This window comes from Pseudomonas sp. Ma2-10 (assembly GCF_054330215.1).
Genome location: NZ_JBTEYL010000001.1, coordinates 437,588 through 461,655 on the forward strand (window position 1 = coordinate 437,588; position 24,068 = coordinate 461,655).

The following is a 24,068-nucleotide window of genomic DNA, read 5'->3' on the forward strand; positions in this document are numbered from 1 at the left end:
CTTGTCGAGGTGCGGGCAAATGCCTGACCGAATTAATTGATTTTGTAGCGTCGATGCAAACCGCGCAAACCGTAGCTGACCCACGGCCAGAGCAATGCGCTGACCAGTGCCGGCAAGACCAGCGCCAGCGTCGGCTGACGATTGCCAGTCAGAGCGCTGAGCCATAGCTGAACAAGCTGCGCGAGGCCGAAGATCACCAGGATCATCAGGCTCTGTTGCCACATCGGGAACATGCGCAGGCGCTGTTGCAGCACCAGCACCAAGTACGTGATCAGCGTCAGGATCAATGCGTTCTGGCCCAGCAGCGTGCCATAAAGCACGTCTTCGACCAGGCCCAGGCACCACGCGGTGACCATCCCGACTTTCTGCGGCATGGCTAACGCCCAGAATGCCAGCAGCAAGGCTAGCCACAATGGACGGAGGATTTCCATGAATTGTGGCAGCGGCGAAACGCTGAGCAGCATGCCTATGGCGAATGTCAGCCAGACTATCCAGCCGTTTCGGGAGGCAGTAGCACCCACCATTATTCTCGTCCTCCTGTGGTAGCCGGCACAGAGACTGGCGGTTTGGCTGCAGGTTTGGGTACGGTCGCGGGAATGACGGGGCCACCACCGTGCTGGTCCAAGGCCTCTTGAGCCTGCGCAGCGTCATTGGCGCGCTCTTCGGCTGTACGACCGTCGGTGAACACCAGCAGCAAGTAGCGGCTACGATTCAACGCGGCGGTCGGCACGGCGCGCACAATAGCGAACGGTTGACCGGAATCGTGAATCACTTCCCTGACCGTCGCTACCGGGTAACCCGCCGGGAACCGCTGCCCCAGGCCAGAGCTGACCAGCAAGTCGCCTTCTTTAATGTCGGCGGTATCGGCCACGTGACGCAGTTCCAGGCGTTCCGGGTTGCCGGTGCCGCTGGCAATCGCCCGCAGACCGTTGCGGTTTACCTGCACCGGAATGCTGTGAGTGATGTCGGTCAGCAACAGCACACGAGAGGTGTACGGCATCAACTCGACCACCTGGCCCATCAAGCCACGGGCATCGAGCACCGGCTGACCGAGGACGACACCGTCGCGCTCACCTTTATTGATGATGATGCGGTGGGTGAAGGGATTGGGGTCCATGCCGATCAGCTCGGCCACTTCGACCTTCTCGTTGACCAGCGCGGAGGAGTTGAGCAACTCGCGCAGCCGGACGTTCTGCTCGGTGAGGGCGGCAAGCTTTTGCATGCGGCCCTGCAACAGCAGGTTTTCGGTTTTGAGTTTTTCGTTTTCGGCGACCAGTTCGGTGCGGCTGCCAAATTGGCTGGCCACACCCTGCCATAGCCGCTGTGGCAGGTCGGTGATCCAGTAAGACTGCATCAGCACCAGCGACATTTGGCTACGCACTGGCTTGAGCAGTGTGAAGCGGGCATCGACCACCATCAGCGCGACCGATAGCACGACCAGCACCAACAAGCGCACGCCCAGCGAAGGCCCTTTGGTGAAAAGCGGTTTAATAAGCCGCTCCTCCCAGGCAAATGTTCTCTTTATTCATACGGCATCAAACCGGCCTGGATGCAGACTGACAGAAGATAAACGCCAACAGGCAGCACTGCAAAGTGCTGCCTGCGCGCTAAACAGCATAGATGCGTCGGGGGAGATCACTCGCTCGACAGCAGGTCCATGGTGTGTTTATCCATCATTTCCAACGCACGGCCACCGCCGCGAGCAACGCAGGTCAGCGGATCTTCGGCGACGATCACTGGCAGACCGGTTTCCTGGGCCAGCAACTTGTCGAGGTCACGCAGCAAAGCGCCACCACCGGTCAGTACCAGACCACGCTCGGCGATGTCGGAAGCCAGTTCCGGAGGCGATTGCTCCAGCGCACTTTTCACCGCCTGAACGATGGTGGCCAGGGACTCTTGCAGAGCTTCCAGCACTTCATTGGAGTTCAGGGTGAATGCGCGTGGAACGCCTTCGGCCAGGTTACGGCCACGAACGTCGACTTCGCGAACTTCGCCGCCCGGGTAGGCAGTACCGATTTCCTGTTTGATGCGCTCGGCAGTGGATTCGCCGATCAGGCTGCCGTAGTTGCGACGCACGTAGGTGATGATTGCTTCGTCGAAGCGGTCGCCGCCCACCCGGACGGATTCAGCGTAAACCACACCGTTCAGGGAGATCAGCGCGATTTCAGTGGTACCACCACCGATATCGACAACCATCGAGCCGCGAGCTTCTTCAACCGGCAGGCCGGCACCGATCGCAGCAGCCATTGGCTCTTCGATCAGGAACACTTCACGGGCACCGGCACCAAGGGCCGACTCACGGATGGCACGACGCTCAACCTGGGTGGATTTGCACGGAACGCAGATCAGCACACGAGGGCTAGGCTGCAGGAAGCTGTTTTCGTGAACCTTGTTGATAAAGTACTGCAGCATCTTTTCGCAAACGCTGAAGTCGGCGATCACACCGTCCTTCATCGGACGAATGGCAGCAATGTTGCCCGGTGTACGGCCGAGCATGCGCTTGGCTTCGGTGCCGACAGCAACGACACTTTTCTGGTTACCGTGTGTCCGAATAGCCACAACCGAGGGCTCATTCAGGACGATGCCGCGCTCGCGCACGTAAATAAGGGTGTTGGCAGTGCCCAGGTCAATGGAAAGATCGCTGGAAAACATGCCACGCAGTTTCTTGAACATGGGAAAGGGACCCTAGGCAACGCGTGGGTAAAAAAGTGCGGCAAACTCTAACAACGACAGGGATTTTGGGCAAGGCGCCAATATGTTAAATTGGCCGCTTTTCTGTGCACCAACCCCCACAATCGCGGCCTTATGACCGTAGAAATGCGGTAGTGTTCCGACAATCTAACACACGGACGCCGTCCGTTCTGTTTTCCACTGGAGATTCCCATGGCGCTTGAACGCTCCGACGTGGAAAAAATCGCTCACCTGGCCTGTCTCGGCCTTGATGATGCCGATCTTCCACACATCACTTCGGCCCTGAACAGCATTCTGGGGCTTGTCGACGAAATGCAGGCGGTCAATACCGACGGTATCGAGCCGCTCGCCCACCCACTGGAAGCCAGCCAGCGCCTGCGTGCAGACGTCGTGACAGAGACCAATCATCGCGAGGCCTATCAGTCCATCGCACCAGCGGTCGAAAACGGCCTGTACCTGGTTCCGAAAGTCATCGACTAAAGGGAAAGAGCCTGCAATGCATCAATTGACTCTGGCCGAGATCGCCCGCGGACTCGCCGATAAAAAGTTTTCTTGCGAAGAGCTGACCAAAACCCTGCTGGCGCGTATCGCCCAGCTCGATCCGCAGCTCAACAGTTTCATCAGCCTCACCGAAGACCTGGCGCTCCAGCAGGCGAAAGCCGCTGACGCACGCCGCGCCAAGGGTGAGAGCGGTGCCCTGCTCGGTGCGCCGATCGCACACAAAGACCTGTTCTGCACCCAAGGCATCCGCACCAGCTGCGGCTCGAAGATGCTCGACAACTTTAAAGCTCCGTACGACGCCACCGTGGTCGCCAAGCTGGCCGCTGCCGGCGCCGTGACCCTGGGCAAGACCAACATGGACGAATTCGCCATGGGGTCGGCCAACGAGTCGAGCTACTACGGCCCGGTGAAAAACCCGTGGAACCTGGAACACGTTCCGGGTGGTTCGTCCGGCGGTTCGGCGGCGGCGGTTGCTGCACGCCTGCTGCCGGCAGCCACCGGCACCGACACGGGCGGTTCGATCCGTCAGCCCGCCGCACTGACCAACCTCACAGGCCTGAAACCGACGTACGGTCGCGTTTCGCGCTGGGGCATGATCGCTTACGCCTCCAGCCTCGACCAGGGCGGTCCGTTGGCTCGCACGGCCGAAGACTGCGCCATCCTGCTGCAAGGCATGGCCGGTTTCGACCCGCAGGACTCCACCAGCATCGACGAACCGGTGCCTGATTACAGCGCTGGCCTCAACGGCTCGCTGCAAGGCCTGCGCATCGGTGTACCAAAGGAATACTTCAGCGCCGGTCTCGACCCGCGCATTGCCGAACTGGTCCACAACAGCGTCAAGGAACTGGAAAAGCTCGGCGCCGTGGTCAAGGAAATCAGCCTGCCAAACATGCAGCACGCGATCCCTGCGTACTACGTGATCGCACCGGCAGAAGCCTCTTCCAACCTGTCGCGTTTCGACGGCGTGCGTTTCGGCCATCGCTGCGAAGATCCGAAAAACCTGATTGACCTGTACAAGCGCTCCCGTGGCGAAGGTTTCGGCGCGGAAGTGCAGCGCCGGATCATGGTGGGTGCCTACGCGTTGTCGGCCGGCTACTACGATGCTTATTACCTGAAGGCCCAGAAGATTCGTCGCTTGATCAAAAACGACTTCATGGCAGCTTTTAATGAGGTCGACATCATCCTCGGCCCCACCACGCCGAACCCGGCCTGGAAGCTCGGCGCCAAGAACAGCGACCCGGTTGCTGCGTACCTGGAAGACGTCTACACCATCACGGCCAACCTTGCCGGTCTGCCGGGCCTGTCCATGCCTGCCGGTTTTGTCGATGGTCTGCCGGTCGGCGTGCAATTGCTTGCCCCGTATTTCCAGGAAGGTCGCCTGTTGAACGTTGCCCACCAGTATCAGCTCAACACTGACTGGCACACCCGCACACCAACCGGCTTCTGAGGAGAAACACATGCAATGGGAAGTCGTGATCGGGCTGGAGATTCACACCCAGCTCACTACCCGGTCGAAAATCTTTTCCGGTAGTTCCACCACCTTCGGTTCCGAGCCGAACACCCAGGCCAGCCTGGTTGACCTCGGTATGCCTGGCGTATTGCCGGTGCTGAACCAGGAAGCGGTGCGCATGGCGGTGATGTTCGGTCTGGCGATTGATGCCGAGATCGGCCAGCACAACGTGTTCGCCCGTAAAAACTATTTCTACCCGGACCTGCCCAAGGGCTACCAGATCAGCCAGATGGAATTGCCGATCGTTGGCAAAGGCCACCTGGACATCGCCATGGAAGACGGCACGATCAAACGTGTCGGCGTCACCCGTGCGCACCTGGAAGAAGACGCGGGTAAAAGCCTGCACGAAGAGTTCAACGGAGCCACTGGCATCGACCTGAACCGTGCCGGCACGCCGCTGCTGGAAATCGTTTCCGAGCCGGACATGCGCAGCGCCAAAGAAGCCGTGGCCTACGTCAAGACCGTCCACGCACTGGTACGCTACCTCGGCATCTGCGACGGCAACATGGCCGAAGGTTCGCTGCGTTGCGACTGCAACGTGTCGATCCGCCCCAAAGGTCAGGTTGAATTCGGCACGCGTTGCGAGATCAAGAACGTCAACTCGTTCCGCTTCATCGAGAAGGCGATCAACACCGAAGTGCAGCGTCAGATCGAACTGATCGAGGACGGCGGCAAGGTGATCCAGCAGACCCGTCTGTACGATCCGAACAAGGATGAAACCCGTCCGATGCGCAGCAAAGAGGAAGCCAACGACTACCGTTACTTCCCCGATCCGGACCTGCTGCCGGTGGTCATCGAAGACTCCTTCCTCGACGACGTGCGCGCCACCCTGCCGGAATTGCCACCGCAGAAACGCGAACGCTTCCAGGCGCAGTTCGGTCTGTCGGCCTACGACGCCAGCGTCCTGGCCACCAGCCGTGAGCAAGCCGATTACTTCGAGAAAGTCGCGAGCATCGGTGGCGACGCCAAACTGGCGGCGAATTGGGTGATGGTTGAGCTGGGCAGCCTGTTGAACAAGCAGGGCCTGGACATCGACCAGTCGCCGGTTTCAGCCGAGCAACTGGGCGGCATGCTGCGACGCATCACCGACAACACCATCTCCGGCAAAATCGCCAAGGTCGTGTTTGAAGCGATGGCCAACGGTGAAGGCAGCGCGGACGAGATCGTCGACAAGCGCGGCTTGAAGCAAGTGACCGACAGCGGCGCGATCTCCGCGGTGCTCGACGAGATGCTCGCGGCCAACGCCGAACAGGTTGAACAATACCGCGCGGCAGACGAAACCAAACGCGGCAAGATGTTCGGCTTCTTTGTCGGCCAGGCCATGAAAGCGTCCAAAGGCAAGGCCAACCCGCAACAGGTCAACGAACTGCTGAAAAGCAAACTCGAAGGCTGATGAGAATGGAGCCAGCACTCAACACTGGCTCTGATCCCTGTGGGAGCGAGCAGGCTCGCTCCCACAATTGTTTTTGGAAGCTCTCAAATGACGCGCTTACTTGGCGCTTGCGCCCTGCTCTCTCTGCTGGCCGGTTGCGCCAGCACCGATACCATCGATCCACACGGCTATGACAAGACCGGTGTTGCCTCGTATTACGGCGCCAAACACCAAGGTAAACGCACCGCCAGCGGCGAGCGTTTCAACAAGAATTCCCTGACCGCCGCCCATCGCCAGCTGCCCTTTGGCACGCGGGTAAAGGTCACCAATCTGAACAACGACAGGTCCTGCGTGGTGCGCATCAACGACCGCGGGCCGTACTCTCGTGGGCGCCTGATCGATGTGTCACGTGAAGCGGCCGAACAGTTGGGCATGCTGCGCAGTGGCACCGCGAAGGTTCGCGTGCAAGCCCTCGACGACTGACAGACGGAGCACCGACCATTTTCGGACTTGCCGATTTACCGCTGATCAGCATGATTGAATTGCTCAGCGGCTTGCTGTTGCTGATCGCCGGCGCTGAGCTGATGGTGCGCGCCGCCGTGCGCCTCGCCGCACGCCTGCATGTACGACCGCTGATTATCGGCCTGACCATCGTCGCCCTCGGCAGCAGCGCACCGCAGATGGCAGTCAGCCTGCAAGCGACCCTGGCGCAGAACGCCGACATCGCCGTCGGCAGCGTGATCGGCAGTAGCATCTTCAACATCCTGGTCACCCTCGGACTCTCGGCGCTGATCATCCCGCTGCGGGTTTCACGGCAACTGGTGCGCCTGGATATTCCATTGATGATCGGCGCCAGCTTGCTGGTGTTCGTATTGGCGTGGAACGAAGAACTGACCCGCACCGATGGCGTGCTGCTGCTCGCGGCACTGGTGCTGTATCTGGGCCTGTTGCTGCGCCAGTCGCGGCACTCAACCCGCCCGCAATCGACGACCCACGAAGTCCCGCAAGCGCCCTGGCTCGGCAGTCTGCTGATGATCGTCACGGGATTGGCGATGCTGGTCTACGCCGGGCACCTGCTGCTGGGCGCGGCGGTTTTGGTCGCGACCGATCTGGGGTTGTCGGAGCGGATCATCGGCCTGACCATTGTCGCTGTCAGCACGTCCCTGCCGGAACTGGCGACCTCATTGATCGCCGCCTTGCGCGGTCAACGCGACATCGCAGTGGGCAACGTGATCGGCAGCAACCTGTTCAATCTCTTGGGCGTGCTGGGCTTCACCGCATTGGTCGCTCCGTCGCCGCTGTCGGTATCGCCCAACGCCCTCGATTTTGACTTGCCGGTGATGCTCGGCGTCGCGGTGTTGTGCCTGCCGGTGTTCTATTCCGGGTACCGGGTGACACGCGCCGAAGGTCTGCTGTTTTTGGGTTTGTATCTGGCTTACGGTCTGCACGTGGTGTCGTTCACCACCGGCATGCCGCTGGCCGGCAAGCTTGAACACCTGATGCTGTTTTTTGTCCTGCCGGCGCTGATGGCGTTTTTGCTGTTCACGTCGCTGCGCGCCTGGCGGCGCCAACACCACAATAAGGAATTGCCATGACCGATGATAAAAAACCTGGCGTTGAAGTCCGCCGCCAAGTGATGGGCGACGCCTTCGTCGACCGCGCGCTAGGCAATGCCACCGAGTTCACTCAACCGCTGCAGGATTTCGTCAACGAACACGCCTGGGGCAGCGTCTGGAACCGTGAAGGCCTGCCATTGAAAACCCGCAGCCTGATCACCCTCGCCGCCCTGACCGCGTTGAAGTGCCCGCAGGAATTGAAGGGTCACGTGCGCGGTGCGCTGAACAATGGCTGCACCGTGGAGGAGATTCGTGAAGCGCTGCTGCATTGCGCGGTGTATGCCGGTGTACCGGCGGCCATCGATGCATTTCGCGCGGCGCAGGAAGTGATTGATAGCTACCAGAAAGCCGACTAGATCCACCCGCCCCACTGCAACAGGAAGATCCCGATGTTGGTGGTGACCGCTGCCATCAACGTGGTGATCACGATGATCGCTGCCGCCAGTTCATGATTGCCATTGGCCTGACGGGCCATGACAAAACTGGCCGCGGCGGTCGGACTGCCGAAGTACAGGAACAAAATCCCCAACTCCGCACCACGAAAGCCCCAGAGCCACGCCCCCAGCGTCGCCAGAATCGGCAGGCCGATCATCTTCACCAGGCTTGAGCTGAGCGCCATGTTGCCGCTTTTGCGCAGGGCCGCCAGCGACAGCGTGCCGCCAATGCAGATCAGCGCCAACGGCAAGGTGGTTTGCGCCAGGTATTGGCCGGACGTTTCCAGCCATCCCGGCAAGCTGATTTTGAAGTAGGCAAACGGTGCCGCCACAAGCACGCTGATGATCAGCGGATTGACCATCAGGCTTTTGCAGATGCTCCAGGGGTCGGACTTGATCACCGGGCTGTACACCGCCAGCACGATGGTCGAGAGGGTGTTGTAAAACAGGATGACCACCGCCGCGAGAATCGCCCCGAGGGATATCCCGTAGTCGCCGTACATGCTTGCCGCCAGCGCGAGACCGATCACCCCGTTATTGCCGCGAAAGGCGCCCTGGGTGTAGATCCCCCTATCTTCGCGCGGGCACTTCCAGATCGCCCAGCCCCAGGCGATGGCAAAACACACCAGCGTCGTCAGCGAGAAATAGATCAGCAGCGCCGGTTGCAACGCGGCGTGCAGGTCGGCATGCAGGATGCCCAGAAACAGTAATGCCGGCATGGTGACGTTGAACACCAGAGCCGACGCGGTGTGGATGAAATTGTCGTTGATCCAGTCGATGCGTTTGAGCAGCGCCCCCAGAAACAGCATGGCAAACACCGGCGCGGTGATGTTCAGGGTTTCGAGGAAGATAGCCAGCATGCTGGGGATAACCTTGGATGAGCGTCGTTAGGGGGCTAATGATAAGCCACTTTCACCCGGATCATTCCCACGCTCTGCATGGGAATGATCATTACTCGGCCTTAGGTGATGGGCGCAGGGTTGAACAAGGTAATGTCGTTATGCAGTTTGTGCTTCTGCGCCCAGGTTTGTTTCCTGCCACTCGCCACATCCAGGTAGTAGTGAAACAACTCCCAACCGAGGTCTTCGATCGAGGCCCGCCCGGTCGTGAACACGTGCAAGTTCATCCCCGCCGCCCATTGCAACGTCCCGCAGACAAAATCACTGGCCGCCAGAGAGAAGCACTCATCGGTGCCGCCCGCAACGAACAATGCCGAGGCGCCGTATGGGGCCAGCCATTCGAGACGTTTGATGTAACCCGCGCGATGGAAGTCGCCCTGCGCATTGAAATCGGTAACCGGGAAAGACAGCAGACCCCAAGAGAGGGTGGACTTCAGTTCTTGTGGATTCATTATTCGAACACCCTGAGTAGCGACGTCTGTGGGTGAGAAAACCGTTCAGCGTGCGCCAAAGTTGTATGTCATCGCACAACTTAAACAGCGCTCGTCAACTGCATTTCATCGTCGACCGCAGAATTTGAGTCAGAAAGGTATTTTCTTGACGTAGGAAATTTCTCACCTATGATTCAGACAACTGTATATGCATACAGTTAATTTTTGATCGTACCGACGACATATCAAGGAGATGGAAATGTCAGGTTTACACGCACAACAGAAAGTAAAACCAAAACAGGTCATTGCCGAACTGGATGATCTTTTTACCGAGCATGGCATCCCTCTCATCGGGGGAAACCAACACGTGGTCTTGCAGATTGCTGATCATCACAGCTCTACGACTTCCCTTCCCGCGCCTTTGCCCACCGCCTCCGGCAAAGCCCTGAAAGGCCCGCCACAACTGAGGTTCGAAGGTGGCGAACACACCGCCATCGGCGACAGCACACTGCTGCGTTTCATCAAGGACGCACCGGCGATCCCGGCTTCGCAGGTGGAGTTGCATTTACCCAACGGGCTGGCGCTGACCTACGGTCAGGTCGTTGCGCTGGGGGGGGATTTTTATGGAATTCCCGATCAACCGATCAGCGAAGGCGCGACAAGCGTTGACCGAATCCAGCGTTTTACCAATGCTTTCAACTCGCTGGCCGTGCTGCCTGCTTCTAGCGCTGAGGCCAAGCTGATCCTCGGTGTGATGCAAAAGGAAATCGCCGCGATCAAACAGGCGATCAAGGACGGTAAACAACCTCACGAGGCTTATGACGCCCTCGGTGATACGTTGTCAGAAGAGTGGAACAAGATCACCGGCGGCGGCAGTTTCGTTTCGGCGTTGTTCCCATTTGGCCGCTACCTGAAACTGGCCGCCAACAACGCCGATCACTTCGCCGAATGGGCGCTGCTGGCCTATATCGCCGGGCACACCGCAGCGGTGCAACACGCGGTGTTGGCCCACACCAGCGGCGATGAAAAGCAGCTGGAACTGGCCTATGCGATGAACGCCTTTGCCGATCACTACCTGACCGACCTGTTTTCCGCCGGCCACTTGCGAGTGCCCCGCAAACAATTGGCAGCGGTGGTCACGCCGAGCGATCTGGGTTCATTGATCACACGGTTCATGCACGACGAAGACAGCAAATTCGGCCTCAATGTGCGCAATGGCAACGGCGATCAATGGCACGCGTACGGGGACAAGCGCTACTTCGACGCCGTCGACAGCGCTAATCGCACCCAGGTGAATCAGGCGGTGCAGGTGTCTGCGGATGAAGTGTTCGCGGCCTATCTCAGTGGAATCGCCCCGCCGGCCGCCCATTTCGGCGCCTTGAAAAAGATGCCTGATCTGCAAGCAGCCCTGAACCTGACGACCAACTTCTCGCCGCTGTTCAGGGTCGAGGGCAACAAGGTGCTGCGACGCAAGGACGTCAACAACCTGAACGACACCGCCACCGTGGATGACTGGTGGGGCTGGAGCACCTATTTGCTGCTCAAGGATTACAAACCGACTGACAACGTTGCCTGATAAGGAGATCGATGATGACTATCAAATTGAAACTGGAACTGGCCTCGGGCCAATCACTGAAAGGCGCGCCGTTGGAGTTGTTGTCCAAAGGAGTGCCGATTGCCCGGGCAGTGGTGAATGACCATGGGAATGTGGTGTTCGATGCGAAATCCGAGGCTGCTGAGTTGGCGATACGAGTGGACCGCTCGATTTTGAGGACTGGCTGAGGTTATTGCATCAAGGCTTTTGGCCCTTTCGCGAGCAAGCTTGCTCGCGATGGCGTCTTTCCGGGCGCAGCGGAAGGTGCAAACTGACACTGACCGTTCATCGAAACTGGTACTTCTTACAGTGTTGAGTACTCGTTGGAAGAGGCTAAATCGGTGACTCAATTACTGCTCGGGTGAACGTCCATGAGAACAAAACACCGGTTTACATTTCCGGCCAGAAGCAATCATGTCGCTCTGGAGATGCCCATGGAATTCGACCTCCATGTGAACGTCGGAGACTTCGTCGATTTTGAAATGATTCCCGGAAAGGAATGGGTGATCACCCGCAAAACATTCAAAGTGTTGATTGATAACACGGTCGAGTACGTCGATTACGATACGGACCCGGCGTGATAGCTGAAAACACCTACCCGCGCTGCGCCGCTGCCTCTTCATGAGCATGGCGCATGCCGCTCCCGGCTGTTCGTCAGATGTAAACGCACGCCGCACGCGCCGCCTCCGAATCCTGCCGCGCAATCGCCTCGTAAATCTCTTCGTGCTCACGACTCAGACGATTCATGTAGTGCTGTTGGTCGTCATGGGCGGCGCTTTCATTGAGCGCATCCAGCGCGTCACGCATCAAGGCCAACTGCTCGGCGTTGCGGCGTTGCGCGGCGAGGCCGGCGGACTCCACTTCAAGGCTGATGCGCAACTCCAGAATCGCCAGCACATCGCGCAGGTCACCACGGTGCGGCTGACGCCACGGGCATCCATGATCGCCGACTCGGTGGGCAACTTGTCGCCACGCTTGAGGTGACCGTCGCGGATCTGCTCGGACAACACGATCACCCGTTCCTGAGCGAGACTGCGGCGCTTGCGAGGGAGACGTGGTGCGTCGATCGGGTTTTCCATGGTGAACGTCGTTCTCGAAAGTTGCGGCTCAAACCGCATCGTCGCTCAACCCGGTTGTACGATCACCGTCAACGAGCATCAGCCCCTGTGGAAGCGAGCTCCCACAAGGGTTGTGCCCATTAGGCGGTCACGGTCTGGTCCACCAGATGGCCATTCTCAATACGAACATGCCGTGGATGAAACCGCTTCAAGCTGCTGCGATGCCCGACGCTGACAATGCTCAATCCCGGAATCTCATCGATCAAGGTCTGATACAGCGACGCTTCGTCCTCCTCGTCCATCGCCGAGGTCGCTTCGTCCATGTACAGCCATTGCGGTGCGTAAAGCAGCGCACGTGCGAAGGCCAGACGTTGCTGCTCACCCGGCGACAACATGCGCTGCCAGTGATTGGGTTCGTCCAGACGGGTAGCGAGATGCGGCAAACGGCAGGCTTCCAGCACGTAAACGTAGCGCTCCTGCGGATACGTATCGCCAGGCTGTGGATAACTCAGCGCTTCACGCAGGCTGCCAATTGGCAGATACGGCTTTTGCGGCAGGAACAGATAACGCCCCATCGGCAGACGAATACTGCCGTGGCCAGCCGGCCAAAGGTGCCCCATTGCGCGAAGCAAAGTGGATTTGCCGCTGCCGGAGCGGCCGCTAAGCATGACGCGTTCACCCTCCTCCACGGTCATGTCGGCGCTGCTCAGCAGGTGACGACCGTCGGCCAGGTCGAGGCCAAGGTTATGCACCTTCAACGCCGAGCCCTGGTGTTTCACATCAATTGCCGGCGTACGCTCTTCGTTGTCGGTCATGGCCTGGCGGAAACTCAGCAGACGGTCACAGGTGGCGCGCCACGCGGCGAGATTCTGATACGCACTGATAAACCAGCTGAAACTCTCCTGCACGTTGCCGAACGCCGAACTGATTTGCATCAGATCGCCGAGTTCGATCTTGCCAGCGAAGTAACGCGGTGCAGCAACCATGAACGGAAAGATGATGGCGGCCTGGCTATAACCGGCGGTGAAGAACGTCAGACGCTTGGACACCTTCATGATGTCCCAGAAGTTGTGCCAGACCCTCCCGAAACGGTAGCTCAAGCGACGGTTTTCATTGGGCTCGCCGTTGTACAGCGCAATGCTTTCAGCGTTTTCGCGAACCCGCACCATGGAAAAACGCAGGTCGGCTTCGAAACGTTGTTGTTGGTTGTTCAAACCGATCAAGCGACGACCAATCAAATGCGTCAGCCAGCTGCCGATCACGGCATAGACCAGCACACACCAGAACATGTAGCCGGGAACGGTGAAACCGAACACTTCGATACTGCCCGACACGCCCCACAGAATGATCGAGAACGACACCAGGCTGACAATGTTGCGAAGCAAACCAATGCCCAGTTCCAGGGTGTTCGAGGTGAAGTTGTTGAGGTCTTCGGAAATCCGCTGGTCCGGGTTATCGGTGTAACCGCCCTGTTCCAGCTGGTAGTAATTCTTGTTGCCGAGCCAGCGGGCAAAATGCTTTTCGGTGAGCCAGGCTCGCCAGCGGATGGTCAGCATCTGGGTCAGATAGAGCCGGTAGACCGCACCGATGATTGCCACCGCCGCAATGCCGCAGAAATACAGGATCAGCCGCCAGAAGGCCGCCTCGTCCTTTTTTTGCAGTGCGTTGTAAAAATCCTTGTACCAGGTGTTGAACCACACCGAGATCCCCACGCTGATCAGCGAAAGGGCAATCACCGCGATCAGCAGCGTCCAGGCCTTGGCCTTCTCTTCACTTTGCCAATAGGGCGTGATAATCGCCCAGACCTTGCGGAAGAACTGCCCGCGCACAGCATCATTGACCGCGGAAAATTCAGCGTTCTGATTCATGGATAAGGCTCGATAAAGAAAAGAACACGCACGAACCGATCATAGATGATCGGTTCGTTTTGTCGCGAGGAGCGGCTCGCATTCGTTCAGCGCAGGTTCAGCGACGAACGGGACGTTTCTGCAGTTTGCGCTGCAGCGTGCGGCGGTGCATGCCCAAGGCGCGGGCAGTGGCGGAGATGTTGCCTTCGTGCTCGGTCAGCACGCGCTGGATGTGTTCCCACTGCAGGCGATCCACCGACATCGGATTTTCCGGCACCAGCGTGTCGAGGTCGGCATGCTCGGAGAGCAGCGCGGCCAGCACGTCATCGGCGTCCGCCGGTTTGCACAGGTAATTACAGGCGCCGCGCTTGATCGCCTCGACGGCGGTGGCAATGCTCGAGTAACCGGTAAGGATCACCACGCGCATTTCCGGGTCCAGTTCAAGCAGCTTGGGCAACAGCACCAAGCCGGAATCGCCGTCCATTTTCAGGTCCAGCGCGGCGTAGTCCGGCAGGTCGGCCTGAGCGATGGTCAGGCCTTCTTCGGCGGAACCGGCGGTACTGACGCGAAAGCCGCGGCGGGCCATGGCGCGGGCCATCACCCGGGTGAAAGTTGCGTCGTCGTCTACCAGCAGCAAATGCGGCAGTTCTTCACCTTCGCCTTCGACTTGGATCTCGTCACTCATGTTCGTCTCCTCGGGCGACACGGGGCAGGCGCAGCTCGGTGAGCGTGCCGCCTTCCTCATGACTGTAGAGTTTCACTGAGCCGCCGGCGCGTGTCACGCTGGCCTTGCTCAAAAACAGGCCCAGGCCGAAACCTTTGCCCTTGGTGGTAAAAAAGGGCTTGCCAATCTGCTCGGCAATGGCCAGCGGCACACCGGCGCCGTGGTCGCGAATGCTGATGGTCAAGTCCTCGGCATTCCAGTCCAGCGTCACTTGTAGCCCTTCGGGGCAAGCGTCGGCGGCATTGTTGAGCAAATTCAGTAGCGCCTGGGTCAGGTCCGGCGGCGGCGCCATGCGCGGCACGGTGCCTTGGCCCAAGCGCTGGAAGCGATAACTGGCTTCCGGGCGCATCAGGTGCCAGCGATTCAGGGCTTCGTCGAGCCAATCGGTGACGTCCTGCATGTCCACCGCCAATCGACGATTGGCCTCGGCGGCGCGCACCAGTTGCTGCAAGGTTTCTTTGCAGAGTTTGACCTGATCCTGCAGCACGCTCAGGTCGTCCTGCAACATCGGATCGTGATGGTCCTGACGCATTTCCTTGAGCAACACACTCATCGTCGCCAGCGGCGTGCCCAGCTCATGGGCAGCACCGGCAGCCTGAGTCGCGACAGCGAGCAATTGCTGATCGCGCAGGCCCTCTTCGCGACGGATGGCACGCAGCTCTTCCTGACGGCGCAGCTCTTCGGCCATGCGTGCTGCAAAGAAGGTGATCACCGCCGCGGCCAGGGCGAAACTCAGCCACATCCCGTAAACCTGCAGGTTTTCCCGAGCGATCGGGAAGGTTTGCAGCGGATAGAAGCGGGCCAGCAGCAGGGTGTACATCGTCAACGCGATACCGGACAGAATCACCGAGTAACGCCACGGCAAGGTCACGGCGGCGATGGTCAGCGGCACCAGGTAATAAGAGACGAAGGGGTTGGTCGAGCCGCCGGAGAAATACAGCAAGGCACTGTGGATAAACAGGTCGCAGGCCAGTTGCACGGCGTATTCGAGTTCGGTAACCGGCCATGAGGTGCGCAAGCGAATGGCCGTGAACGCGCACAGCAACATCGAGCAACCGAGGGTCGCGGCCAGTTGGAACCAAGGCAGCGGCAGTAAGTCGAGCCAGTAGGCCAGCCCCACGGAACCGGCCTGAGCGGCCAACACCAATGTGCGGATGAACGTTAGCCGCCAGAGATTCTGGCGAGTGGCGGAAGTGATTTGAACGGGGGCGAGCATGAGCTCTCCTGATGAGCGCTCCAGGCGGATCGCGCGGAGTATAACCAAGCACGGGGGCTGGCAGGCAAAAGTGCGGCAAACAGCCACAGGCCAGGCCCGATCATCTGTATAGAAGTTGTAACTGTGCGAACCGGATCATAAACGCTAGAGTCTGATGGTTTCACGCAGGCTCGGACATTACCCCTGCGCATCGCCCAAGGAGCTTTCATGCACACATTCCGCCGCAGCGCCGCCATCCTCGCCCTTAGCGTTGGCACTATCGCCAGCCTCCCAGCCCTGGCCGCCGACGAACTTCATTACAACCAGATCGCCCTGCGCGCCGAAGTCAGTCAGGAAGTGGCCCGCGACCTGATGATCGTGACCCTCTACACCGAAGAGCAAAACAGCGACCCGGCCAAACTCGCCGCCGACGTCAGCACCACCATGAACAAAGCGCTGGCCCAGGCCAAACAGGTCAAGGACATCACCCTGCGCCAAGGCAGCCGCAACAGCTACCCGATCTACGACACCAAGGGCCAGAAAATCACTGGCTGGCGCGAACGCGCCGAACTGCGCCTGGAAAGCTCCGACTTCGCCGCACTGTCGAAACTGACCGGCGAACTGCTCACCGACCTGAAAATGGGCGGCATGGACTTCGCCATCGCCACGCCAACCCGCAAGGCCAGCGAAGATGCGCTGCTCAAAGACGCCGTGGCAGCCTTCAAGGCACGCGCCCAACTGGCCACCGACGCTTTGGGTGGCAAGGGTTATAAAATCGTTAACCTGAACTTGAACAGCAACGGTTATCCACAGCCGTACATGCGCGGGCCGATGATGATGAAAGCGGCGAGCATGGACAGTGCGCCGGTGACGCCGGAAGTCGAGGCGGGTACGAGTCAGGTGAGCATGACGGCGGATGGCGCGATTGAAGTGGTGATGCCTTGATTCGATAACCCGTAAACAGAAAAGAAGTTTGAGTTGTACCAACAGGCACAACACATCTTTAAGCAACAAGCACCTGTCACACCGATTGCCAACTCGACGGTGCTCCAGACTTCAAGACCAGCCCGTTCGGCCTCACACCCTTCTAGGGTGTGAGTATAAATAAGTAACACCGCGCTCCGACCGGGTGCGCCCGGCGCACCGACCGCCCTCTGTCGGTGCGCGATTTGCACTGAAAAAAACCTGCGCAAACGGTCAAATGCACCTAAATTTATACATATGCGACATTAAGGTACGCCCGTGCCACAGTTTAAGACTTGTGGCCGCTCTGGATCTTGCAATGGGTATGGCCCCTGCATAAGTATCCGCAGGCACGACTCACGAGGTCGTCCTCTAATTCCAAAAATGACAACAAATCATGAGGCCACCATGCTTAAACACGCGGTCATTCCGTTTTTAGTCGGCGCCAGCTTATTAGCTGCCGCACCTTTCGCCCAAGCGGCGACTAACCTGGTGTTTTGCTCCGAAGGGAGCCCGGCCGGTTTTGATCCTGGTCAGTACACCACCGGAACCGACTTCGACGCCTCTGCTGAAACCATGTTCAACCGTCTGACTCAGTTCGAGCGCGGCGGCACCGCCGTTGTTCCTGGTTTGGCGACCCAATGGGACATCTCCGATGATGGCCTGACTTACACCTTCCACCTGCGTGACGGCGTCAAGTTCCACACCACCCCGTACTTCAAGCCGACTCGCGAGTTCAACGCCGACGACGTGCTGTTCACCTTTAATCGAATGATTAACAAGGATGACCCGTTCCGTAAGGCGTACCCAACCGAATTCCCGTACTTCACCGACATGGGGATGGACACCAACATCACCAAGATCGATAAAGTCGACGACAAAACGGTCAAGTTCACCCTCAAAGAAGTCGACGCCGCGTTCATCCAGAACATGGCCATGAGTTTCGCTTCCGTCCAGTCCGCCGAGTACGCCGCCCAGTTGCTGAAAGAAGGCAAAGCCTCCGACATCAACCAGAAGCCGGTCGGCACGGGTCCGTTCGTGTTCAAGAGCTACCAGAAAGACTCCAACATCCGCTACACCGGGAACAAGGACTACTGGAAGCCTGACGACGTCAAGATCGACAACCTGATCTTCGCCATCACCACCGACCCGTCGGTACGTATCCAGAAGCTGAAGAAGAACGAGTGCCAGATCACTCTGTTCCCTCGTCCAGCCGACCTGAAAGCCCTGCAAGAAGACAAGACCCTGAAAGTGCCTAACCAGGCGGGTTTCAACCTGGGTTACATCGCCTACAACGTGATGGACAAGATCAAGGGCAGCGATCAGCCAAACCCGATGGCGCAACTGAAAGTGCGTCAGGCACTGGACATGGCCGTCAACAAGCAGCAGATCATCGACTCGGTTTACCAAGGTGCAGGTCAGCTGGCCGTCAACGCCATGCCGCCAACCCAGTGGTCTTACGACACCACCATCAAAGATGCGCCGTACAACCCTGAGAAAGCCAAAGCGCTGCTCAAGGAAGCCGGCATCAAGGAAGGCACCGAGATCAACCTGTGGGCGATGCCGGTGCAGCGTCCCTACAACCCGAACGCCAAGCTGATGGCTGAAATGCTGCAGTCCGACTGGGCCAAGATCGGTATCAAAGCCAAGATCGTGACCTACGAGTGGGGCGAGTACATCAAGCGCTCCAAAGGCGGCGAAAACGGCGCGATGCTGATTGGCTGGAGCGGCGACAACGGTGACCCGGACAACTGGCTGAACGTGCTGTTCGGCTGCGATTCGCTGCAAGGCAACAACTTCTCCAAGTGGTGCGACAAGACGTTCGACGGCATCGTGAAAGAAGCCAAGCGCACGACCGATCAGTCCAAGCGCACCGAACTGTACAAGCAGGCGCAACACGTCCTCAAAGATGCCGTTCCAATGACACCTATCGCTCACTCGACGGTGTTCCAACCCATGCGCGACAACGTGCAGGACTTCAAGATCAGCCCGTTTGGCTTGAACTCCTTCTACGGCGTCAGCGTCAGCAAATAAGGTTATGTAACGGCGACGTTTTTAACGTCGCCGTTGCTTTATCTGCCGAGAAAGTAGGAAACCACCTACATCCAGTTCCGCTGAGCATTACAGCCGCGGCGTCGGACGTGAAGCCATTTCCTACAAGTCTTTAGGACTCTACGTATTTACTGCCAGACCCACGGCACCTACCGTCGGGATCTGACCAGTTCCTGCGTGGGCTCTCGGTTATTGCTGCCTGTCATGGCTTGAGATCAATGATGCCTCTACGTCTCCGGACGAAGCGGGGGACATTGAAAAACACATAGAGAACGAGAGAAGGGAGCGTCATGCGCCATACCTTGGTTTTATCCGCATTGCTGGGCACCGGCCTGTTAGCCGCCACTTCCATCAGCCAAGCCGCCAATAACAGCCTGGTGTTCTGCTCCGAAGGCAGCCCCGCTGGCTTCGACACTGCGCAGTACACGACCTCGACCGACAATGACGCCGCCGAGCCATTGTACAACCGACTGGCAGAGTTCGAGAAAGGCGCCACCAACGTCGTACCAGGCCTGGCCACTCGTTGGGACATTTCCGAGGACGGCCTCAAGTACACTTTTCACCTGCGCGAAGGGGTGAAATTTCACACAACCAAATACTTCACGCCGACCCGTGATTTCAACGCCGATGACGTGCTGTTCACGTTCAATCGCATGCTTGATCCACAGCATCCTTTCCGTAAGGCTTATCCGACCGAGTTCCCGTATTTCAACGGGATGAGCCTGAACAAGAACATCGCCAAGGTCGAGAAGACCGGGCCGCTGACCGTGGTCATGACGCTCAACAGCGTGGACGCCGCGTTCATCCAGAACATCGCCATGAGCTTCGCCGCCCTCCTGTCCGCCGAATACGCCGACAAATTGCTGGCCGAAGGCAAGCCGAGCGAGATCAACCAGAAGCCGATCGGCACCGGGCCGTTCGTGTTCAAGAGCTACCAGAAAGATTCCAACATCCGTTACACCGGCAACAAGCAGTACTGGGACCCAAGCCGGGTCAAACTTGAGAACCTGATATTCGCCATCAACACCGATGCCTCGGTGCGGGTTCAGAAGCTCAAGGCCGACGAGTGCCAGATCACCCTGCACCCGCGCCCTGCCGACGTGACCGCGCTGAAGAACGACCCGACACTCAAGCTCATCGAGAAGCCCGGTTTCAACCTCGGTTACATCGCCTATAACGTGCGCCACAAGCCTTTCGACCAGCTCGAAGTGCGCCAGGCGCTGGACATGGCGGTGAACAAACAAAGCATTCTCAATGCCGTGTACCAAGGTGCCGGTCAACTGGCGGTCAACGCCATGCCACCGACCCAATGGTCCTACGACGAGACCATCAAAGACGCCGCCTACAACCCGGAAAAAGCCAAGGAACTGCTCAAGGCTGCCGGTGTGAAGGAAGGCACTGAGATTACCCTCTGGGCCATGCCGGTCCAGCGTCCGTACAACCCCAACGCCAAGTTGATGGCCGAGATGCTCCAGGCTGACTGGGCAAAAATCGGCCTCAAGGTAAAAATCGTCAGCTACGAATGGGGCGAATACATCAAGCGCACCAAGAATGGCGAACACGACATCAGCCTGATTGGCTGGACCGGTGATAACGGGGACCCGGACAACTGGCTCGGCACGCTTTACAGCTGCGACGCCATTGGCGGCAACAACTACTCCATGTGGTGTGACCCGGCTTACGACAAGCTGATCAAGCAGGCCAAAGTCGTTACCGACCGCGACCAGCGCACTGTGCTCTACAAACAGGCGCAGCAGTACCTCAAGCAGCAGGTACCGATTACGCCAGTCGCCCACTCGACGGTTAATCAGCCGTTGAGCGCCAAAATCGAAGGGTTCAAGGTGAGTCCTTTCGGTCGTAACGTGTTCTCGGGTGTCAGCATAGAAAAATAACCGATTAGCCAGAAACGCAGGGGGGCGGATTCCGCCCTCACACAAGCGTATTGCCGTAATTCGCCAATCCGGCCTACAGCAAACGTTTGCGATGCCTTGAATGAGTTCCAAACCAAATAGCTGGATCACCAAAAAAGACCGGCATTAAAAAAAAAGAAAGGAGCGTCACCCATGAAACTGAGCAGCACCGCTTTATTGGCTTTGGCCATTAGTAGCGTCACCGCGGGGGCCCATGCCGAGAGCGTCAGCCAAGACTTCGTTCCGACCCAGCTGGCAAGCACCAGTGCCCAATCGGACGCCAAAGGCTTCATCGATGGTCAGAGCCTGTCGGGTACTACCCGTAACTGGTACGCCAACGAACTGAAACGTCGTGGCGGTACTTTTGGCTACGAAAGACACGGCAAAGATCTGACCGGTTCGCGTCGGATCAACTGGGTTCAAGGCACGATCCTCAACTACACCTCGGGCTTCACCCAAGGCACCGTAGGTTTCAGCACTGAAGTCGCGGCATACAACGCTCTTGCGCTGGATCGCAGCCGTGAAGACATCAAAGGCGGTTCCAACCGTACCCTGGCTCACTCCAACGGCGACGCCGTGGACCAGTGGAGCAAACTCGGTCTGGCTAACGTCAAGGCTCGCATCTCCAACACCACTCTGACCGCTGGTCGCCAGAACTTCAGCAGCCCGATCGTCGACGTCATCGGTAACCGTCCGCTGCCTTCGAGCTTCCAGGGTGTGACCCTGCACAGCGAGGAGTTCGATAACCTTTCGTTCGACCTGGGTACCTTCGACCGCGTCTCGCCACGTACCGAACAAAGCCTGACGAAATTCCGCTCCGAATACTCCAACATCGACGTTGAGTCCGACCACGTAAACACTGTCGGTCTGAATTACCAGCCGCTGAAAAGCCTGAAGACCAGCCTGTACGCCACCGAAGTCGAAGACTTCTGGAATCAATACTACTTCGGCGCCACTCATGAACTGGGCGATAGCTCGGTCCTGAGCCTGACCACCGGCCTGAACTACTACAAAACCGTCGACACCGGCAAAAAAGAGATGGGGGAGATCGACAACGACACCTACTCCCTGTCGTTCGGCCTGACTCACCAAGCCCACAGCCTGACCTTTTCGTACCAGGAAATTAACGGTAACGAGTACTTCGACTACCTGCACGAAACCAACGGCATCTACCTGGCCAACTCCTTGCTCTCGGACTTTAACGGCCCGAACGAGAAGTCCTTCCAAATCGCCTACGGCATCAACATGGCCGAATACGGCGTGCCAGGCCTGAAGTTCAACATCTACCAGGCTCGCGGCTGGGGCATCGACGGTACTCATTACACCGGCAACGCTTACAACGTGAACAGCCTCGACGGCGAACACCACTATGAATATGGCATTGGTACTTCGTACGCGGTACAAAGCGGCCCGCTCAAAGCCACCGCTATTCGTGCGACTTACACCACTCACCGAGCCAGCGAAAACCAGGGTGATGGCAACATCAACGAGTTCCGTCTCGTGACCACCATCCCGTTCAACATTCTGTAAAAACGCCAGCCGAACGGCTGACTCATGACGAGTCGGCCGTTCGGTTTTTCCAGTTCAACCGATTGCAGAGGGTTCTTTGATGAAAATGCTTCCCCTACGGGCGGCCATCGCGGCCGCGTTGCTGAGTGTCGCTGTTGGTGTCTCGGCCAAACCTCTGGTGGTTTGCACCGAAGCCAGTCCGGAAGGCTTCGACATGGTTCAGTACACAACTGCAGTCACAGCCGATGCGGTGGCCGAAACCATCTTCAATCGTCTGGCGGACTTCAAGCCCGGCACCACCGAAGTAGTTCCGGCACTGGCCGATTCCTGGGACATCAGCGAGGACGGTCTGACCTACACGTTCCACCTGCGCAAAGGCGTCAAGTTTCACACCACCGAATACTTCAAGCCGACCCGTGACATGAACGCCGACGATGTGGTCTGGAGCTTCCAGCGTCAGCTGGACCCGAACCACCCGTGGAACAAACTGTCGAGCGTGGGCTTCCCGTACTTTGAAAGCATGGGCTTCAAAGAACTGCTCAAAAGCGTCGAGAAGGTTGACGACAACACCGTCAAATTCACACTGACTCGCCGCGAAGCGCCATTCCTGGCCGACATCGCCATGGCCTTCTCCTCGATCTACTCCGCCGAATACGCCGATCAGTTGCTCAAAGCCAACAAGACCGGCGACCTGAATAGCAAGCCAATTGGCACCGGCCCGTTCATCTTCCAGCGTTACGCCAAGGATGCTCAGGTCCGTTTCAAGGCCAACCCGGAGTATTTCCGTGGCAAGCCACCGGCAGAAGCACTGATTCTGGCCATCGCCACCGACAACAATGTGCGCCTGCAAAAGCTCAAGGCCAACGAGTGTCAGATCGCGCTGTACCCGAAACCGGATGACATCCCGAGCATCAAGAAAGACGCCAAGCTGAAAGTCGATGAAATGAACGCGATGACCGTTGCGTACATCGCCATCAACACCACTCATAAATATTTGAGTGATGTGCGCGTGCGCAAAGCCATCGACATCGCCTTTGACAAGGAAGCGGCCGTCAACGCGCTGTTTGGCAAAGGCAATGCGACCGTGGCGGTCAACCCGTACCCTGACACGTTGCTGGGCTACAACCACAGCCTGAAAAACCCGCCTCGCGACCTGGATAAGGCGCGCGCCCTGTTGAAGGAAGCAGGCGTTCCGGAAGGCACCGTATTCACCCTGTTCACCCGTAACGGCGGCGGTGCGACCAACCCGAACCCGATGCTCGGCGCACAGATGATGCAGGCTGACCTGGCCAAGGTCGGGATCAAACTCGACATCCGCGTCATGGAATGGGGAGAAATGCTCAAGCGTGCAAAAAACGGCGAGCACGACATGGTGTCTGCCGGATGGGCGGGCGACAACGGCGACCCGGATAACTTCCTGACGCCTATGCTCAGTTGCGAGGCCGCCAAAAACGGCGAAAACTACGCACGTTGGTGCAATGAGAACTTCCAGGCGCTGATCGATCAAGCACGGGCTAAAGTTAACCCGGCGGAACGCGCAGCGCTCTATGAGCAAGCCCAAGAGATTTTCAATCAGGACCAGCCATGGATCAGCATGGCGCACACCCGTATGTTCACCGCAATGCGCAACAACGTAGAGGGCTATCACATTAGCCCGCTCACCACTAATAACTTCGCCACCACCCGGGTGAAGTAGATAAGAAACTACCGGCATTCCTGACCCAGGAATGCCGGGCACGCCTAACCGGCTGATGAGGTACAC

The 24,068-nt window shown here is 58.4% G+C and carries 21 protein-coding genes and 3 pseudogenes; 14 read left to right on the plus strand and 10 right to left on the minus strand.

The genetic code is table 11. The features are described from left to right. Positions 1–32: 32 nt before the first annotated feature. The 3 genes from mreD to mreB form a co-directional block, all read right to left on the minus strand. Positions 33–524, minus strand: coding sequence for a rod shape-determining protein MreD (mreD, locus tag ACXPVS_RS01955; protein WP_458508406.1), 492 nt, complete (start codon positions 522–524; stop codon positions 33–35). Beyond that, entirely contained in the window at positions 524–1,492 is a 969-nt protein-coding gene (gene mreC / locus ACXPVS_RS01960) for a rod shape-determining protein MreC (RefSeq protein WP_458508516.1), read from the minus strand. The genes mreD and mreC overlap by 1 nt, the downstream gene beginning before the upstream one ends. A gap of 143 nt (positions 1,493–1,635) precedes the next feature. After that, a complete protein-coding gene (mreB, locus tag ACXPVS_RS01965) occupies positions 1,636–2,673 on the minus strand; it encodes a rod shape-determining protein MreB (protein ID WP_002555108.1) in 1,038 nt (345 codons plus the stop codon). 210 nt (positions 2,674–2,883) lie between these two features. Between mreB and gatC the strand changes: the two genes are divergently transcribed. The 6 genes from gatC (at position 2,884) to ACXPVS_RS01995 (ending at position 8,046) form a co-directional block, all read left to right on the plus strand. Beyond that, positions 2,884–3,171 (plus strand): Asp-tRNA(Asn)/Glu-tRNA(Gln) amidotransferase subunit GatC, encoded by a 288-nt coding sequence (gene gatC, locus ACXPVS_RS01970; protein WP_007941222.1) that lies wholly within the window; start codon positions 2,884–2,886, stop codon positions 3,169–3,171. Positions 3,172–3,187: 16 nt separating this feature from the next. Beyond that, positions 3,188–4,639 (plus strand): Asp-tRNA(Asn)/Glu-tRNA(Gln) amidotransferase subunit GatA, encoded by a 1,452-nt coding sequence (gene gatA, locus ACXPVS_RS01975; protein WP_458508407.1) that lies wholly within the window; start codon positions 3,188–3,190, stop codon positions 4,637–4,639. A gap of 10 nt (positions 4,640–4,649) precedes the next feature. Next, the gene (gene gatB, locus ACXPVS_RS01980) at positions 4,650–6,095 is read left to right on the plus strand and encodes an Asp-tRNA(Asn)/Glu-tRNA(Gln) amidotransferase subunit GatB (protein ID WP_458508408.1); all 1,446 of its coding nucleotides are present in this window, start codon (positions 4,650–4,652) and stop codon (positions 6,093–6,095) included. Positions 6,096–6,182: 87 nt separating this feature from the next. Then, complete coding sequence (locus tag ACXPVS_RS01985) at positions 6,183–6,557, plus strand: septal ring lytic transglycosylase RlpA family protein (RefSeq protein ID WP_458508409.1); 375 nt, start codon at positions 6,183–6,185, stop codon at positions 6,555–6,557. A 50-nt stretch (positions 6,558–6,607) separates the two neighbouring features. Beyond that, positions 6,608–7,669 (plus strand): calcium/sodium antiporter, encoded by a 1,062-nt coding sequence (locus ACXPVS_RS01990; protein ID WP_458508410.1) that lies wholly within the window; start codon positions 6,608–6,610, stop codon positions 7,667–7,669. Next, the gene (locus ACXPVS_RS01995; RefSeq protein ID WP_149630540.1) at positions 7,666–8,046 is read left to right on the plus strand and encodes a carboxymuconolactone decarboxylase family protein; all 381 of its coding nucleotides are present in this window, start codon (positions 7,666–7,668) and stop codon (positions 8,044–8,046) included. The genes ACXPVS_RS01990 and ACXPVS_RS01995 overlap by 4 nt, the downstream gene beginning before the upstream one ends. On the opposite strand, the gene ACXPVS_RS02000 is transcribed toward ACXPVS_RS01995, so the two are convergent. From ACXPVS_RS02000 to ACXPVS_RS02010, 3 genes and pseudogenes are all read right to left on the minus strand, one after another. Further along, the gene (locus ACXPVS_RS02000) at positions 8,043–8,984 is read right to left on the minus strand and encodes an AEC family transporter (protein ID WP_458508411.1); all 942 of its coding nucleotides are present in this window, start codon (positions 8,982–8,984) and stop codon (positions 8,043–8,045) included. The two genes, ACXPVS_RS01995 and ACXPVS_RS02000, sit on opposite strands and share 4 nt — an antisense overlap. A gap of 101 nt (positions 8,985–9,085) precedes the next feature. Further along, positions 9,086–9,292 (minus strand): annotated as a pseudogene (garD, locus tag ACXPVS_RS02005) (galactarate dehydratase); the annotation flags it as partial. After that, positions 9,281–9,475, minus strand: a pseudogene (locus ACXPVS_RS02010) (dihydrodipicolinate synthase family protein); the annotation flags it as partial. The pseudogenes ACXPVS_RS02010 and garD, both read right to left, overlap by 12 nt. Before the next feature lie 238 nt (positions 9,476–9,713). Between ACXPVS_RS02010 and ACXPVS_RS02015 the strand changes: the two are divergent. The 3 genes from ACXPVS_RS02015 to ACXPVS_RS02025 all read left to right on the plus strand — a co-directional run bounded on the left by ACXPVS_RS02015 (position 9,714) and on the right by ACXPVS_RS02025 (position 11,629). Further along, entirely contained in the window at positions 9,714–11,030 is a 1,317-nt protein-coding gene (locus ACXPVS_RS02015) for a phospholipase (RefSeq protein WP_458508412.1), read from the plus strand. 14 nt (positions 11,031–11,044) lie between these two features. After that, positions 11,045–11,236: a hypothetical protein gene (locus ACXPVS_RS02020; protein ID WP_458508413.1), complete on the plus strand. Its 192-nt coding sequence runs from the start codon at positions 11,045–11,047 to the stop codon at positions 11,234–11,236. A gap of 246 nt (positions 11,237–11,482) precedes the next feature. After that, positions 11,483–11,629, plus strand: coding sequence for a hypothetical protein (locus ACXPVS_RS02025; protein ID WP_458508414.1), 147 nt, complete (start codon positions 11,483–11,485; stop codon positions 11,627–11,629). A 13-nt stretch (positions 11,630–11,642) separates the two neighbouring features. Here ACXPVS_RS02025 and ACXPVS_RS02030 read toward each other — a convergent pair. From ACXPVS_RS02030 to ACXPVS_RS02045, 4 genes and pseudogenes are all read right to left on the minus strand, one after another. After that, positions 11,643–12,127 (minus strand): annotated as a pseudogene (locus ACXPVS_RS02030) (FadR/GntR family transcriptional regulator). A 119-nt stretch (positions 12,128–12,246) separates the two neighbouring features. Continuing rightward, a complete protein-coding gene (locus ACXPVS_RS02035; RefSeq protein WP_458508415.1) occupies positions 12,247–13,974 on the minus strand; it encodes an ABC transporter ATP-binding protein/permease in 1,728 nt (575 codons plus the stop codon). 97 nt (positions 13,975–14,071) lie between these two features. After that, a complete protein-coding gene (locus tag ACXPVS_RS02040) occupies positions 14,072–14,638 on the minus strand; it encodes a response regulator transcription factor (protein WP_008148925.1) in 567 nt (188 codons plus the stop codon). After that, positions 14,631–15,893: an ATP-binding protein gene (locus ACXPVS_RS02045; RefSeq protein WP_458508416.1), complete on the minus strand. Its 1,263-nt coding sequence runs from the start codon at positions 15,891–15,893 to the stop codon at positions 14,631–14,633. The genes ACXPVS_RS02040 and ACXPVS_RS02045 overlap by 8 nt, the downstream gene beginning before the upstream one ends. A 207-nt stretch (positions 15,894–16,100) precedes the next feature. Between ACXPVS_RS02045 and ACXPVS_RS02050 the strand changes: the two genes are divergently transcribed. The 5 genes from ACXPVS_RS02050 (at position 16,101) to ACXPVS_RS02070 (ending at position 24,002) form a co-directional block, all read left to right on the plus strand. Further along, positions 16,101–16,817 (plus strand): SIMPL domain-containing protein, encoded by a 717-nt coding sequence (locus ACXPVS_RS02050; protein ID WP_458508417.1) that lies wholly within the window; start codon positions 16,101–16,103, stop codon positions 16,815–16,817. Positions 16,818–17,243: 426 nt separating this feature from the next. Then, positions 17,244–18,869: an ABC transporter substrate-binding protein gene (locus ACXPVS_RS02055; RefSeq protein WP_458508418.1), complete on the plus strand. Its 1,626-nt coding sequence runs from the start codon at positions 17,244–17,246 to the stop codon at positions 18,867–18,869. A 308-nt stretch (positions 18,870–19,177) separates the two neighbouring features. Then, positions 19,178–20,779 (plus strand): ABC transporter substrate-binding protein, encoded by a 1,602-nt coding sequence (locus tag ACXPVS_RS02060; RefSeq protein WP_458508419.1) that lies wholly within the window; start codon positions 19,178–19,180, stop codon positions 20,777–20,779. 171 nt (positions 20,780–20,950) lie between these two features. Further along, positions 20,951–22,327: an OprD family porin gene (locus ACXPVS_RS02065; RefSeq protein ID WP_458508420.1), complete on the plus strand. Its 1,377-nt coding sequence runs from the start codon at positions 20,951–20,953 to the stop codon at positions 22,325–22,327. 79 nt (positions 22,328–22,406) lie between these two features. Further along, complete coding sequence (locus ACXPVS_RS02070; protein WP_458508421.1) at positions 22,407–24,002, plus strand: ABC transporter substrate-binding protein; 1,596 nt, start codon at positions 22,407–22,409, stop codon at positions 24,000–24,002. Positions 24,003–24,068 lie beyond the last annotated feature (66 nt).